Annotated in this window: 11 protein-coding genes; 5 read left to right on the forward strand and 6 right to left on the reverse strand. The window is 47.4% G+C overall.

Annotated features, from left to right (window positions below):
* Positions 1-4,860 (reverse strand): beta-ketoacyl synthase N-terminal-like domain-containing protein (locus tag ACQY3M_RS04510; protein WP_428066332.1); only part of this gene is annotated, 4,860 nt, incomplete at its 3' end.
* A gap of 220 nt (positions 4,861-5,080) precedes the next feature.
* Between ACQY3M_RS04510 and ACQY3M_RS04515 the strand changes: the two genes are divergently transcribed.
* From ACQY3M_RS04515 to ACQY3M_RS04530, 4 genes are all read left to right on the forward strand, one after another.
* Positions 5,081-5,419, forward strand: a complete 339-nt coding sequence (locus ACQY3M_RS04515) for a histidine triad nucleotide-binding protein (RefSeq protein ID WP_428066333.1) — start codon at positions 5,081-5,083, stop codon at positions 5,417-5,419.
* A 53-nt stretch (positions 5,420-5,472) separates the two neighbouring features.
* Complete coding sequence (gene rpsU, locus ACQY3M_RS04520; protein WP_428048282.1) at positions 5,473-5,667, forward strand: 30S ribosomal protein S21; 195 nt, start codon at positions 5,473-5,475, stop codon at positions 5,665-5,667.
* 67 nt (positions 5,668-5,734) lie between these two features.
* On the forward strand, positions 5,735-7,450 hold the full coding sequence (gene dnaG / locus ACQY3M_RS04525; protein WP_428066334.1) for a DNA primase: 1,716 nt from the start codon (positions 5,735-5,737) through the stop codon (positions 7,448-7,450).
* Positions 7,451-7,472: 22 nt separating this feature from the next.
* Positions 7,473-9,194, forward strand: a complete 1,722-nt coding sequence (locus tag ACQY3M_RS04530) for a sigma-70 family RNA polymerase sigma factor (protein WP_428066336.1) — start codon at positions 7,473-7,475, stop codon at positions 9,192-9,194.
* Between the two features lie 295 nt (positions 9,195-9,489).
* Here the strand turns inward: ACQY3M_RS04530 and ACQY3M_RS04535 are convergent, their stop codons facing one another.
* A complete protein-coding gene (locus ACQY3M_RS04535) occupies positions 9,490-10,011 on the reverse strand; it encodes an adenine phosphoribosyltransferase (RefSeq protein WP_428066337.1) in 522 nt (173 codons plus the stop codon).
* On the reverse strand, positions 10,008-11,129 hold the full coding sequence (locus ACQY3M_RS04540) for a sigma-70 family RNA polymerase sigma factor (protein ID WP_428066338.1): 1,122 nt from the start codon (positions 11,127-11,129) through the stop codon (positions 10,008-10,010). Before ACQY3M_RS04540 ends, ACQY3M_RS04535 begins: the two co-directional genes overlap by 4 nt.
* 170 nt (positions 11,130-11,299) lie before the next feature.
* Here ACQY3M_RS04540 and ACQY3M_RS04545 point away from each other — a divergent pair, with 170 nt between their 5' ends.
* Positions 11,300-12,646, forward strand: coding sequence for a Na+/H+ antiporter NhaC family protein (locus ACQY3M_RS04545; RefSeq protein ID WP_428066339.1), 1,347 nt, complete (start codon positions 11,300-11,302; stop codon positions 12,644-12,646).
* A 4-nt stretch (positions 12,647-12,650) separates the two neighbouring features.
* Here ACQY3M_RS04545 and rfbB read toward each other — a convergent pair whose 3' ends face one another.
* Genes rfbB through rfbA form a run of 3 tightly spaced genes read right to left on the reverse strand, consistent with a single transcriptional unit; the run spans position 12,651 to position 15,104 of the window.
* Entirely contained in the window at positions 12,651-13,679 is a 1,029-nt protein-coding gene (gene rfbB, locus ACQY3M_RS04550; RefSeq protein ID WP_428066341.1) for a dTDP-glucose 4,6-dehydratase, read from the reverse strand.
* A complete protein-coding gene (gene rfbC / locus ACQY3M_RS04555; RefSeq protein ID WP_428066342.1) occupies positions 13,669-14,235 on the reverse strand; it encodes a dTDP-4-dehydrorhamnose 3,5-epimerase in 567 nt (188 codons plus the stop codon). The genes rfbB and rfbC overlap by 11 nt, the downstream gene beginning before the upstream one ends.
* Positions 14,226-15,104 (reverse strand): glucose-1-phosphate thymidylyltransferase RfbA, encoded by an 879-nt coding sequence (gene rfbA, locus ACQY3M_RS04560; RefSeq protein WP_428066344.1) that lies wholly within the window; start codon positions 15,102-15,104, stop codon positions 14,226-14,228. The genes rfbC and rfbA overlap by 10 nt, the downstream gene beginning before the upstream one ends.
* Between the last annotated feature and the right edge of the window lie 82 nt (positions 15,105-15,186).

Here is a 15,186-nt window from a genome sequence, read left to right on the forward strand (position 1 = left end):
TAAATTGACTATTTCTTCCGTTACCGTAGCTTCGTCAAGTTTCTTGGCGGGCGCGGCGGAAACCGCAGGCGCCGCTTGTACAGGGGCCGTTACAGTCTGTACCGGTGCAGCCGCGGGGGTTGCAACAGGGGCAGAGGCTTGCGCCGGTGCCGCATGCAAATGACCGGCAGCCGCTTTATCGACAAAAGCCTGCGAGGCTTCCATCACCAAAGCGGGTCTTTTGCCGGCTTGATAATTATCTTTTATTCTCAAAGTATTATTTACTACTTCAAGAACGGGGTTATCCTGGTTGGAAGCCTCTTTAAGCCACTGAGTATATTTGGCTTGGTCCACTATTCTGGGCTGGCCTACACTCCAAGTCTTCTCCTGCAAAGTCATAGACAGCTGGGAGCCGAATCCCGCCGCCAATCTTAAAGCGTATTTAAAGTTATAATGGCCGCCTTTGCTCAAGTTGATGCCGGCGAGCTCCGGGTCGGGTTCCTTATAATTGGCTATCGGCGGGACATTGCCCGTATTCAAGGAGTGAACCGCTATAACGTCCTCAAGGCCCGCACCCATCGAGTGTCCCGTAAACCCTTTAACGTTGCTTACTATTACGTTTTGTACGTCACCTTTAAAGGTATTCTTCAAAGCGAATACTTCTGCGCTGGCACTGCCGCCGCGGGCGGGAGTATAAGTTTCGTGTGAGATAAATACCATCTCTTTGGACATATCAGAGCGGTTAAGATGATATTTCTTTTCTACCCTGCCTACCATTCTGTCCATTACTTCCGCGACGTGGTTGACGTCCAATCTCGTCGGGTGGAAGGCACTGTTGGTTATCTCGGTAGCCAAAAGTCTGGTAAGGGGCGTCATGCCGCGTTTGCGGATTTCGGACTCGTCCTCTACGACAAGGCCCGCCGCGCCCATACCGACTATCATGCCGTTTCTTCTTCTGTCAAACGGCAAAGCGGCTTTAGTTACGTCAGCTTCGCGGCTTACCGCGCCCGACGCCAAGAATCCAGCCAAAATCCATTCTTGTATCACATTATTGGTTACATCATCGGCGGCTATAATTATTACCCTCTTTGCGCGGCCGAGTTTTATCCAGTCTTCCGCTACGCTTATAGCCTGAGCGGTAGATGCACAAGCGCCGCTTAAATGCGTCGCTGGGCCCCTGGCTCTTATCCACTGGCAGAATTGGCTGTGCGCTATTGGTATGGCTTTCAACAAGAAGTCTTGAGAAAATACTCTTGGATTATGATGTTCATATTCCGCAAAGCGCTCCTCAAACCACGCCTTTATCTGCGCTTTTAAAGTTTCGTCGTTTATGCTGTTGATTATCTGCTCGTAAAACGCTCTGACTTCCTTTTTCGTCTTGCCCATCAGCACGTCGGCCATTTTCGTGGATACTTCAAACGCCCAGCTGTTTACCGTCGGGAAAGCCGAGGTAAATATTACACCCGTATCGTCTATCATGCTCTGCGGCAAGCCCCATCTGTCGGGCAAATACGTACCAGCCGTCGTCGGCTTATAGTAAAGCACCAAAGGTATACCGGCGTCTTTCAAAGCTAAAATGCCCGCCGCTACGGCTAAAGTAAAGCTAGGATCCATCGATTTTACCCATTTGGCAGGTACGCCAAATTCCTTTTCCAAGTCAAATTCGCCTTTCTTAGCCGCAAGTTTTACCGACTGAGATACGTCCGTAAGTTTCTCCACGCGGTGATTGCCCACTCTGGATTTGACTACGTATTCTATATTCTTCTCTATCTGTTTTTCCTGTTCGCTGACGGAAATATTCTCAATAAAGTTCTTTCCTTGTAAAATTTCGTCCAAGTTGCCATCGCGGAAAACTTTCTCCCAGCTGCCGGGCGTACCCGCCGCTATACCGCTTATTGCCACTTGTATATCGCCGTTGCCGGCCGCTGCTGAGCAGCTTTCGGTGCAGGCCGCTTCTTTAACTTCCGCAACCTTTCCGCCGGCCGCCGCTACAAAGGCCGGATTAAATATTGTATCTCCTTTATTCATGTCAGTTTTGCTCCAATCTATCCATATCCCCGCCGCTACGAGGTTTGCCATTAAATCGTTAAATTCCGTTATGCCGCCGCGTTTGGGGTGGTTCGACGCCAAGACTCTAATGTCCTTCTTATCCGAAAGTGTGCTGGTTACAAAAGCGCTGAGCACTCTCTTCGGCCCAACTTCTATAAACAGCCTCACACCGCGCGCGTAGGCAAGCTCCACCTGTTTTATCCATTCTACCGAGCTCATTATCTGCTCTACCATCATATCCCTTATCTTAGAGGGATCTGAAGGATAAAAGTCCGCCGATACGTTAGAGGTTATCGGCAATTTGGGAGCATGTATTTCAAGCCCGTTCAAAAATTCTCTGTATACCGCAGACGCCGGCCTTACTATCGCCGAATGGAAAGCATGCGATACCGGCACCAATACCGACTGTATGCCCATCGCAGTGAACATAGCCACTGCGTCTTCCACGGGTTTGCTCTCGCCCGCTATTACCGTCTGCGTGGGGCAGTTCTTGTTGGCTACCGCAACATAACCGGATATTTTCTTAAGTTCGGGCTCTATTTTCTCTACCGGGGCGGCTATGGCGGCCATCTTGCCGCAGTCGGGTACTTTTATGTTCGCCATCGCCGTACCGCGCGTGGTTACCGCCCTGATAGCATCGGGGAAGCTGAGCACCCCGGCCGCTACCGCCGCACCGTATTCACCCAAGCTGTGGCCCATGGTTACGTCGGGTTTAATGCCAAATTGATACAAAAGCCTCATCATAGCCACATTGGCCGTAAGTATAGCGGGCTGGGTTATTTGCGTCTGTTTTATCCCCTCTTCCCGTTTCTTGTACTCTTCTTTGCTTTCGCCTTCCTTGCTCCAGATGACGTCGGTCAAAGTAGTGCCGGCAAGCTGTTTCAAAATTACGTCCGCCTCGGCAAATGTGTCGCGCACCACTTTATATTTGCTGGCCAAATCCTTCATCATATCCACATATTGCGAACCTTGGCCCGGGAACATAAAGCATACCTTAGGCTTCTCGCTGTGATTGTAGAAGGGATATATACCTTTCATCTTTAAATATAAAGAGGACTCGCTCCATACGTCAGATGCGCTGGCTGTTTTAATGAAGAATTGTATTTTCTCTTTAAGCTTTTCCGGAGATTCCGCATTTATGCTTACCGCATATTGTTTATAGCTCGCCGTATGATTCTTATATGCCGCTTTCACCAAATATAAAGGATCGCCCTGTATGCTCTGCACGGCCGCGTTCAGCTCGTTAAACAGATCCTGTTTGCTGTCGCCGGAGAATACCATCATATCGCCTTGCAGTTTCTCCATAGGCACCAAAAGTTCATATTTGCTTGCCGTGTTTTGGGTTTGTGACATTGTTTCTTTCTCCTCATTATTTGAAGTTACGACATTGGCCGCTGCGGGTATTGAAGCCTTTTTCGCGCTAAGCGAGGGATTATATTCCTCCGCCGCCAAGTGGAAGTTCGTCCCGCCAAAGCCAAATGACGATACATTCGCCCTTCTTATCTTGTCGCTCTTCCATTCGCGCGCTTCCGTTATAACCTTAAACGGAGTGGATGCCCAATCCACTATCGGGTTGGGCGTTACAAAATTGATTGAAGGCGGCAGCACCTTATTGTGTAAAGCCAGCATTACTTTTATTACGGACGCTATGCCGGCAGCCGCTTTCGCGTGGCCTATCTGCGATTTTACCGAGCCCAATCCTATCGAGCCCGCCGGCGCATACGGTTTAAAAACATCGTCCAAAGCGGAAAGTTCCGCCGCATCGCCCACTTTCGTAGCCGTGCCGTGCGCTTCCATAAGGCCGATATCGCCCGGCGTATAATCCAACTGCCTGAAAGTATTCTCTATCGCCAGCTTCTGCCCTTTGGGGTTGGGCGCCGTTATTCCTTTACCCTTGCCGTCGCTCGACGCGCCGATAGCCCTTATTACACCGTAAATTTTGTCGCCGTCGCGCTCCGCGTCGCTTAAGCGTTTTAACAGTACTATGCCTGCGCCTTCCGCCATTACGAAACCGTTGGCGCGCGCATCAAACGCGTAAGAACCGTCAGCAGATAAAGCCCCTATCTTACAGAATTTAATATAGGCCGCGGGCGACATCATTTGGTCCACGCCGCCACATAAAGCCATATCGTAGTTGCCTACTCTTAATCCGTTTACGGCCTGATCCAACGCCGCCAAAGAACTGGCGCAAGCCGCGTCTATCGAAAAACTGGTGCCGTTAAGGTTAAAGACATTGGCCACCCTGCCCGCTATTACGTTGGGCAATTCGCCAGGCATACTGTCTTCCGTTATCGGAAGGAATTTCTGATTCACCGCGGCTTCCACTTCCTCTATTATAGCCTCCTGCTGGGCAGGCGGAAGAGAAGCGAAATGTTCCGCGTGTTTTAACATATCGTAATAAAAGGCTTTATATATGCGGGTATTGCTGTATTCGTTCTTAATACCGCCCACAGCATTGGCGATAATAACCGCCGTGCGAGTGCGGTCGAAATCCTTTTTATCATATCCCGCATCTTCAAGCGCCATGCTCGCAGTTTCCAAAGCAAGGTGCTGGATAGAATCCATCTGCTTGGCTACCGAGGGCGGTATCCTGTATTTTAAAGAATTGAATTTAAAGCCCGTAATAAAACCGCCGATCTTGCTGTAAGTCTTATCGGGTATACTCCTGTCCTCGCTGTAAAACAGGCGATAGTCCCACCTGTCTTGAGGAACTTCTATAATAGAATTCTTGCCCTCCGTAATATTTTTCCAAAACTCGTCTTTGCTTAGCGCGCCCGGCATAATTGCGCCAATACCTATAACCGCTATGGGTTCCAGATTATTTTTAGACATAGCTAAATGACTCCTGATAAAATTTTTTTGGATTTTAAATAGGAAGATACAACTATAAAGCTTGTAGGCTTTGTAGAATTTCTCATATATAAATGATATTAAATTATGAGATTCTTATCAACTTTGCGCCCTTTTGCCAAGCCCTTAAAACGCGCTCGCGCGTACCTTATTATATATTTATTTACAAAAGCGCGCTATTTTTTGATATAATTGTACAGGTATGAGCGATTGTATCTTTTGCAAAATAGCCAACGGCGAAATACAGGCACAGATAATATATCAGGATGAAGACCTTGTCGCGTTTAAGGATTTAAACCCGCAGGCCCCCTCCCATATACTTATTATACCCGTAAAGCATATAGAAAATCTGGCCGGCGCGCAAGAGCAAGACGCCTTGTTGCTGGGCAAGATTCAGCTCGCCGCGGCTAAAATAGCAAAAGAACTCGGCTTGAAAGATTTCAGACTTGTCGCCAATAACGGCAAGGGCGCGGGCCAAAGCGTGTTCCACCTGCATTATCATTTGATGGGCGGAAGACGGTTCCTGTGGCCGGCGGGTTAATTTTTAAGTTTTTTATTTTTAAGGTCTTTGCAAGATAAGGTGGTGAAAATCAAATGGTATTCGTAAAAGTACGCGACGCCGAACATCTTGAGGAAGCTTTGAAACGCTTCAAAAGAGAGTGCGAGAAGAACGGTATCCTTAAAGAAATCAAAAGAAGGGAAACCTATACTCCGCCAAGCGTGAGAAGAAAACTCAAATCTCAGGAAGCGCAGCGCAGAATGAGACGCACTAAAAGAAAACGCTTTTAGTTTTTAGACAAAAAAATCAGCACAATAGTCCGCTAAACGGCGGGCTATTGTGCCTATATGTGTTATTATGAACAACGCCTTGATTGAAAAAATTAAAGACAGTATTGATATATTGGAACTTATCAAAGAATATGTCCCGGCAGTCAGGCGTTCGGGCAGAACTTATAAGGCGTGCTGCCCGTTCCATCAGGAAAAGACGCCTTCTTTCTCCATAAGCCCGGAAAAGGGATTTTTTTACTGTTTCGGCTGTCAAACGGGCGGAGATGTTTTCGATTTCTTAATGAAAATGGAAAATCTTTCCTTCAACGAGGCCGCAAGACGCCTAGCCCAAAGAGCGGGCATACCGTGGCAGGAGGAAGATTCCCTATCCGAACAGGAAAAGAGCCGCATCGCCGACTATAAACTTATGAACTCCGCCAAGGATTTCTACCGAAGACAGCTCATGGGCGATAAAGGCCTTGCCGCCAGAAATTACCTTAAAGAAAGGAAGATCACCCAAGAAACGGCGGAAAAATTTGAACTCGGTTTAAGCCTGTTTGACGGGCTTACCAAAGCCGCGACGAAAAACGGCTATAATTTGCAGGATTTGAAAAAGCTGGGGTTAAGCGCCTATTCATCGGGAACGGATTATTTTAAGAACAGGCTTATGTTCCCGATATTCAACCATAGGGGCGACTGCGTCGCTTTCGGCGGAAGAACCTTGGGCGACGGCCAGCCCAAATATTTAAATTCGCCCGAAACGCCCCTCTTCTCCAAAAGCAAGGTGCTTTACGCTTTAAACTTTGCGGGGCCTTCCATAAGGAAAGAGGGCAAAGTAATACTGCTGGAAGGTTATATGGACGTAATAGCCTGCCACCAGGCGGGCGCGTGCAACTGCGTGGCGCCGTTGGGTACATCCTTTACGCCGGAACACGCAAAACTGTTAAAAAGATATACCGATACCGCCGTAGTACTTTTTGACCCGGATCAGGCGGGCACGAAAGCTTCTTTGAGGGCGGCTTTGATATTGGTGGAAAGCGGAATATACGTAAAAGTGGCCGCTTTAAGCGAGGGGCTCGATCCCGACGAATACATAAACAAATACGGTCTGGACAAGTTTAAAGAGGTGGTGGACAACGCCAAAGACATAATCAATTTCCGTCTGGACTGTATTTTGAAAGGTGTACAAAGCATATCGCCAAAAGACAGGGCTGATATTACCGCCGAACTGATTGAAATAATACAAAAACAGCCCGACGACATAATAAGGAACGAATGGGTTCTGACCGCGGCTAACAGACTGGGCGTAGCTCCTGAAATAATTGCGCAAAAGATAAAGAAAACGGACGCCGCCTCAAAACCCAAAGCCGTAAGGCCAAAAGAAGCGGACAATACCCCTCAAAGCGAAAGAGATTTGATAAGAGTACTTCTTAAATTCCCGCGTTATGTGGAATTATGCGCGGATTTAAAAGAAGAGCACTTTGAAAATAAAGATATTTGGCTTATACTTAAAGAGGTGGAAACTCTGCGTCTGCAAAGGCCGGACGTAGAGGAAGTACTGCCGTTGATGGCGCAAAAAGACGAAGGTTTGTCGAAAAAAGCTCTAAAGTACGCCATGCAGCCGCTGCCTGAGGGGATACGTCCCCAAAGGGAAGTGGAGGCATGCCTAAATACGCTGAACAAAACTGCGCTGAACAAAAGGTATAAGCGTATACAGCAGCAGCTGGCCGGCTATGAGCCGGGCGCGGCCCCTTTGGATTTACTTAAAGAGCAAATGGAAATACAAAAAAAATTAAAATCATAAAGAGCGAGGGAATCTTAATTATATGGCACAGGACAACAAGGCATTTAAAGAACTTGTAGAAATAGGCAAGGAACACGGTTATCTTACTTTGGACGAAATTAACAAATCGCTGACTTCGGCCGCCATGAACGCCGACGATATCGACGGCTTAATGGGCACCTTGGAAGATTTGGGCATACAGGTGGTCGACCGCAAAAAATACAAAGCCGTAGCCATGGCGGAAAAAGAGGCCTATACGGAAGAATGGTCTTCAAATATGGATATATCAAACTCCATAAGAATGTACCTTTCCGAAATGGGCAAAGTGCCGCTCCTTACCAGAGACGAAGAAGTAACCCTCGCAAGAAATATCCGCGAACGCGAAAAGGAACTGCGCAAAATCGTGCTCGAATCCCCTATAACGATGCGCGAAATTTGCTCCTGGGAAGAACTCGTCGATCAGGAAGAAATGACAACGAAAGAGCTCATGCCCCGCGGTAAAAGGACGACACGCGAACTTAACACCATGCGCAAAAAACTTAAGGAAGCCGCCGCCTTCATCGCCAAAAGGGAGAAGGACATTTCCGCATTGATGAAGGAGCTGCGCAACCCCAATTTAAGCGACAAACTGATAAGCAAATACACCAGCAAACTGGAAGAGAAGCAAAAAGAAGTAGTAGACAGAATAATAAAATTGAACCTCAACCAGAATAAAATAAAACGTCTTACCAACAGGATAAAGGGCCTGGCGGACAAAATCAACGAGTACAAAGGAGATATAGCCCGCTTTGACGAGTACTTCGGCAAATATGACGATGTAGTAAAACTCTTTAAACAATATCAGCAGGGCAAAGTAACCGAAAGCGCCTTGGTCAAAAAGACTAAAGCGCAAAGCGCCGCGGATTTGGAAAGAGCCATAAAAAACATAAACACCGTCAAATCCAGATACGAGAAATTACTCTCCACCCTGCCGATGTCGGAGCAGGAGTTCCTATCCTTAAACGAGAGGATAGACTTCTTTGAGAAAATGATTTTGCAGGATAAACTTAAACTTATCCGCGCAAACTTGAGGCTGGTGGTTTCAATCGCCAAAAAGCACGTCAATTCCAATCTCGAACTATCCGATCTTATACAGGAAGGCGGACTGGGCTTAATGAAAGCGGTAGAGAAGTTCGAATATAAGAGAGGATTCAAATTCTCCACCTACGCCACTTGGTGGATAAGGCAATCCATCAACAGAGCCATAGCCGACCAGGCCAATACCATACGTATACCTGTGCATATGAAAGAGCTCGTTTCCAAATTGACGAAAGTTACCAATAAATTCCGCCAAGAACACGGCAGAGAACCGGATTTGGACGATTATGTAAAGTCTTTAAGGCTCTCGGTGGAAAAAGTAAAAGGAATACTGAAGATTATGCAGGACCCCATTTCCCTTTCCACCCCGATAGGCGAGGACGAGGATTCCAATTTGGAAGACTTTATCGAAGATAAAAACGGGCCCAATCCGTCTTCTTCCGCGACCGACTTTTTAAGAAAGCAGGAAGTGGCGGAAGTCTTGGCGACCTTATCGGAAAGAGAAGCAAAAATCATCAAGCTGCGCTTCGGCATAGAATCGGGCTACCCGAGAACTTTGGAGGAAGTCGGCAAGATGTTCAACGTTACTAGGGAACGCGTCAGACAGATAGAGGCCAAAGCTATCAGGAAGCTGCGCCACCCCAGCAGAACGAGAATGCTTAAAGACTATTCCGATCAACCGTTCTAAATAAAACCCCTAGGCAAAACCTAGGGGTTTTATTTTTCTCTTTATAAACAGTAAGCACAGACTAGCGGATTTTAAGGCAAGCCTTTTCGTATCGCTTAAAAATGTCTTCGGGACTTTACCCGCCCATTTTATACAAGTGCTGGCCTAACTCTTTAAAAAATCCGATTATGCAAATTGTTTCTTTCTATTCAAACAGGCGGAATTAAAAGCGGAAATTTCATACTTAATCCTCGGCTTTACAAATAAAAAAGCGCGGAACAATAAGTTCCGCGCGGTTTTCAAAACACTTAGATTCCTATAACGGCAACAAAGATTTATACGGTTTCTTTAGCTTTGCGCCGCCGCCCAAAAAGCCGAGTTCGCAGACAAAAGCGCAAAAAACCACTTCCGCGCCCAGACGGTTAACCAACTCTATCGCAGCATTGGCCGTACCGCCTGTCGCGAGTAAATCGTCCACTATCACGACTTTATCGGCGGAAGTCAAAGCGTCCTCGTGCATTTCGATTATGTCTGTGCCGTATTCAAGCGCGAACGAGGCCGAAATGGTTTTGTAAGGGAGTTTCCCCTTTTTCCTGGCCGGCACAAAGCCTACGCCCAAAGCATAGGCCAAAGCGGAGCCGAAAATAAAACCCCTTGATTCTATCCCGACGACTTTCGTTATTCCTTTGCCCGAACATTCCTCGGCAAAAGATTCTATAACCTGCTTAAATAATGCAGCGTCCGCCAACAGCGGGGTTATATCCTTAAATATAATACCCGGTTTGGGAAAATCCTTAACATCGCGAAGCGCTTTTAATAAATTGGTATTGTCCTTCATTTCTTTTTACCTTTCTTTATATTCTTGCCGCCCGTCTTTTTGGAAACCGTCGCTTTACTTTTCTTGACTTTAGATTTCTCGGCGGAATTCTTCTTCACGGCCGCCTTGGCTTTAGGCTTGGCAGATTTCCCTTCCGCCGCTTTCTTTGCCGCGGCTTTTATTTTCATAAGTTTCGTCGCCTTGGGATTATATACCGAAATCGCATCGCCCAAGATATTAGTCTTTTCTTTTATATCCAGGCCCGTATGAACTTTTTTTGTGCTATGGTCCATCTCCGCGAACTCAAAAAGACCGAGCTGTTCGGCTTTCTTGCGCACCGTCCTGACGGCGCGCTCCTCTATCTGCCGGACGCGCTCCCTGGATATCCCTAGTTTCTGCGATACTTCCGCCAAAGTCAGAGGTTCCTCGGAAGCTATGCCGTAGCGCATAATCAAAATCTCTTTGTCGCGGGGATTGATTTCGTCCAATATCGCCAAAAGCTCCTTATTGGCAGAAGCGTCCGTAACCAAATTATCGGGATTGCCTTTGCCGTAATCGGTTATCGTATCTTCCAAAGTCATATCCTCTTCTTCGCTCAGAGCGGAAGAAAGGGAATCTACGCTGTAAGCGGCACTTAAAGTATCCAAAATCGAGCGGACCTGCCTGGCGGAAATATTCATTTCCGAAGCCATTTCCTTAAGGCTGGGCTCGCGGCCGAGTTTCTCTTTAAGTTTATCCCAAGTTTTGCCCCAAAGTCGCATATTGTCCCATGCGTGGGATGGTATTTTTATCGTACCGCTTTGTTCTTCCACCGCGCGGCGGATATATTGTTCTATCCAGTGTATGGCGTAGGTTGAAAAACGAAAACCTTTGGAAGGATCGAATTTGTCTATCGCCTGCAGAAGGCCGAGGTTTCCCTCCTCCACCAAGTCCATCAAATCCATACCGCTTCTCGCAAAACGTTTGGCCGTAGGGATAACCAGCCTAAGATGCATCTGTACCAGTTTTTCCCGCGCGTCCTTATCGCCAGCTTTGGCCTTTTTCCAAAGCGCGCCTTCCTGTTCCCTGTCTATTTTCTTGACGAGCGAACTTATATTCTTAAAATATTCGTTTGTAGAGTCCACGCCTTTTTCTTCCATATGTATATCATACTACATATTTAAGGCTATTGTAAAAGAAAGGCTTCCTTCTGCTGAAAGGTTCTCCAGCGCCGGCTGAAAGAGCCTTCCGCATTTTATATAATATAAGTATAAACAGTTAATTTTAATTACATTTCAAACCGAGTTAACGGCTTGGTTTTTTTATTGATATGGACGAAACAAATACTATTTCAAACAAATCCGTAAAACCCAATTATAAAGCGCTGGCGCCTTTAGCGGTGTTTCTGCTTTCCTATTTGGCGGTGTCTATAATAGCGGGCGATTTTTATAAAATGCCCATTACCGTGGCTTTCCTTTTGGCCTCGGCCGTAGGGATAGCAATGATAAAAGGCGGCAACATCCAGCATAAGACGGAAGTATTCTGCCAAGGCGCGGCCAATGCCAATGTACTGTTTATGGTGCTGATATTTATAATGGCGGGCGCTTTCGCACAGACGACGAAAGATATGGGCGCGGTAGACGCGACTGTCAATTTGACGCTTTCTCTGCTGCCGCCGGCTTTACTTGCGCCGGGCCTGTTTTTGGCGGCGTGTTTTGTTTCCGTATCGGTTGGCACTTCCGTAGGCACGATAGTCGCTTTGGTGCCGGTGGCCGCTGGCATAGCCGCGAAGACGGGGCTGAACCCCGCTTTAATGACGGCGGTAATAGTCAGCGGGGCGATGTTCGGCGACAATCTTTCCTTCATTTCCGATACTACGATAGCCGCTACTAGAACGCAGGGCTGTAAAATGTCCGACAAATTCAAAACCAATTTTTTGATAGTTCTGCCCTTCGCCGTGCTGACGGCGGTATTATATTATTTTTCGGCTTCTTCTTCCCAAATACCTTACCAGCTGCAGGACGTACAATGGCTTAAAGTCCTGCCTTATGTGATAGTCTTGGGCGCGGCTGTATCGGGCCTGAACGTAATGCTGGTATTGGCCGGCGGCACCGTGCTGGCGGGGCTTACAGGCTTAGCCACTTCTTCCTTCTCCCTTTGGGGCTGGACGCAGGCCATGGGCAAAGGCATTGTCGGCATGGGCGAATTGATTATAGTAACCCTGCTTGCGGGCGGTATGCTGGAAACTATCCGCATAAACGGCGGTATGGCTTGGATTATTGAAAAACTTACAAAGAACATAAAATCCAGAAAAGCGGCCGAACTAAGTATAGCGGCTTTGGTAAGTTTCGCAAATCTCTGTACGGCAAACAATACCATAGCTTTGCTTATGTCCGGCCCGATAGCAAAAGACATAGCCCACAACTTTAAAATACCGGCAAGCCGCTCGGCAAGCATACTGGATATTTTCTCCTGCTTCGTGCAGGGGCTTATACCTTATGGCGCGCAGCTGCTTATGGCCGCGGCTTTGGCTTCGCTGACGCCGGTCGCCATTATGAAATATCTTTATTATCCTTTGCTTTTGGGGCTTGGCACTTTGGTCGCAATTTGGCTGGGTTATCCGCAGAAAATAAGAGTCCCGTTCAAAAAGAAAAAGGAAGAAGCTGCGGCAAACTAACCGCTTAGGAAAGCCTTTCGTATTTGTTTATATACCACCTTACGGTATGCTCAAGCGCATAGTTAAAGGGAGTATTCGGGCTCCAGCCCAAATCTCTTTTTATTTTGGAATAGTCTATACCGTAACGTCTGTCGTGGCCCGGCCTGTCTGCGACGAATTTTATCAGTTTGGAATAATCGCCTCCGCTCGGCTTAAACCTGGAAAGCAAAGCGCAAAGGCATTTTGCCAAAGTAAGGTTGTCAATTTCGTTGCCCGCGCCGATATTGTAAGTTTCGCCAAGGCGCGCTTTATGGAAAATCAAATCCAAAGCTTGGCAGTGGTCCCGCACGTAAAGCCAATCCCTGATATTTCCGCCGTCGCCGTAGACGGGTATATTTTCCCCGATTAAGGCGCAGCGTATGACGGTGGGAATAAATTTCTCGCCATGTTGACACGGCCCAAAATTGTTGGAGCAGTTGCTTATCGTAACGTTAAGCCCGAAAGTTTTAATGTAAGAACGGGCTATCAAATCGGCAGAGGCTTTGCTGGCGCTGTAGGGCGAATTGGGCTCAAAGCGGGAGCTTTCCGTAAAAAGGCCGCTGTCGCAGGAGCCGTAAACCTCATCGGTAGACACCAAATGAAACCGCGCATGGCGGTACCGCTCTTTAACTTCAAAAGGGCCCTTATGCCACGCCTCGTAAGCCGCCGAAAGGAGATTAAAACTGCCTTCTATATTGGTCTTAATAAATTCCCTCGGGCTCTTTATGGAATTATCCACGTGCGAACACGCCGCCAAATGGAAGACCCCGTCGACGCCGTATCGCCTAAAAATATCTTTTACCAAAACCTCGTCGCAAATATCGCCCTTGATAAAGACGTAATTATCCAAAGAGGAAACTTCCTTCAAATTGTTCAAATCCGCCGCATAGGTGAGTTTATCCAAATTTATTATGCGGTAATTTTTGTATTTACGCGCGAGCAGACAAATAAGGTTGGCCCCGATAAAGCCCGCCCCGCCAGTTACTAAAATATTCCTTTCGAATTTATTTTCCATATTCAAATATCGGCTCTTTTCTGTAATCCTCAAAAGAGGCGAGGGCAGAGTCCTTATCGCTTAAAGAAAGGTTGAGGCCTTCAAGGCTCCAATCAATGTTTAAAGAGGGATCGTCAAACTTTATTCCCCCCTCATAGGAAGGATTATAGAAATTATCGCATTTATAAAATACTTTCGCGCCGTCGCTTAAAACCAAAAAGCCGTGCGCGAATCCCCGCGGCACAAAAAGGGTCAGTCCTTCTTCCCCGTTTAAAGTTATTTTCTTAAAATGCCCGAAGCTCGGGCTGCCTAAACGCAAATCCACTATTACGTCTTCTATCAAACCTTCTAAAACTCTAACTAGCTTTGCTTGGCAGTTGGCCCCTTTTTGAAAGTGCAAACCCCTCAGAACGCCGCGCGCGGAATAAGATTCGTTATCCTGCACAAACCGCGCGTTTATGCCAAGCTCGGAGAAAGTGTTTTGATTATAACTTTCAAAAAAATATCCGCGCGCGTCTTTAAAAATACGCGGCTTAAGCAATTTCGCGCCGTTTAAAAATTTCCCTATTATTTCCATAAGCCCTCGGCGTCGCAGCTTAAAAGATAATCGCCGTAAGGGGTGCCCTTCATCCCCTCGGCACGCTTGAGCAGAGCGGCGCGGTCTATCCAGCCCTTTTCAAAGGCGATAGCCTCAAGGCAGGCCGTCTTTATGCCTTGGCGGGCTTCTATGCTCTCTATAAAAGTGGAGGCTTTGATCAGATCCTCGTGCGTACCGGTATCAAGCCAGGCTATGCCGCGCTCCATAAAATTAACACGCATAAGGCCTTTTTCCAGATAGGCGTTATTGATGTCCGTTATTTCAAGCTCGCCGCGCGCCGAAAATTTAAGCCCGCGCGCTATTTCCGATACCAAGCCGTCGTAAAAGTACAAACCCGTTACCGCCCAGGGCGAGGCCGGCTTTGAAGGCTTCTCCGTTATCTTCGTCGGCTTGCCTTTATCGTCAAAGCCTATGACGCCGTAAGCCGCGGGATTGACTACCCGGGAAGCGAAAATCTCCGCCCCCTCTTCAAGCGCCGCCGCCCGCAAGAGCATATCTTCCAAGCCCGAACCGTAAAAGATATTATCGCCCAATATCAAAGCGACATTATCGCCTGCGATAAAATCCTGCGCCAAAATAAAAGCCTGCGCTATACCTTTGGGCTGTGGCTGTTCTATATAGGTAAAATTGAGGCCCAGTTCCCGCCCATCGCCAAAAAGCGCTTTGAAAGCGGGCAAATCTCTCGGGGTGGAAATAAGCGCGATATCCCTTATGCCCGCAAGCATCAGCACCGAAAGCGGATAATAAACCATCGGCTTGTCATAAACGGGAATAAGCTGTTTTGACACCGCGAAAGTCGCCGGGAACAGACGGCTGCCCGTTCCGCCGGCAAGGATAATGCCCTTCATATTTCCTCCGTCATACGATAAAGAGATTATATCATAAAAAACAATGCGGAAAAGTACGCGGAAGCTGTTTTTTCGGCGCAAT

Source organism: Candidatus Proelusimicrobium volucris, from assembly GCF_959605025.1.
Lineage (GTDB): Bacteria > Elusimicrobiota > Elusimicrobia > Elusimicrobiales > Elusimicrobiaceae > Proelusimicrobium > Proelusimicrobium volucris.

Coding starts and splice junctions, on each gene's coding strand:
- ACQY3M_RS04515 (WP_428066333.1), top strand. CDS start 5,081: ATGAGCGATTGTATCTTTTGCAAAATAGCCAACGGCGAAATACAGGCA.
- rpsU (WP_428048282.1), top strand. CDS start 5,473: ATGGTATTCGTAAAAGTACGCGACGCCGAACATCTTGAGGAAGCTTTG.
- dnaG (WP_428066334.1), top strand. CDS start 5,735: ATGAACAACGCCTTGATTGAAAAAATTAAAGACAGTATTGATATATTG.
- ACQY3M_RS04530 (WP_428066336.1), top strand. CDS start 7,473: ATGGCACAGGACAACAAGGCATTTAAAGAACTTGTAGAAATAGGCAAG.
- ACQY3M_RS04535 (WP_428066337.1), bottom strand. CDS start 10,011: ATGAAGGACAATACCAATTTATTAAAAGCGCTTCGCGATGTTAAGGAT.
- ACQY3M_RS04540 (WP_428066338.1), bottom strand. CDS start 11,129: ATGGAAGAAAAAGGCGTGGACTCTACAAACGAATATTTTAAGAATATA.
- ACQY3M_RS04545 (WP_428066339.1), top strand. CDS start 11,300: ATGGACGAAACAAATACTATTTCAAACAAATCCGTAAAACCCAATTAT.
- rfbB (WP_428066341.1), bottom strand. CDS start 13,679: ATGGAAAATAAATTCGAAAGGAATATTTTAGTAACTGGCGGGGCGGGC.
- rfbC (WP_428066342.1), bottom strand. CDS start 14,235: ATGGAAATAATAGGGAAATTTTTAAACGGCGCGAAATTGCTTAAGCCG.
- rfbA (WP_428066344.1), bottom strand. CDS start 15,104: ATGAAGGGCATTATCCTTGCCGGCGGAACGGGCAGCCGTCTGTTCCCG.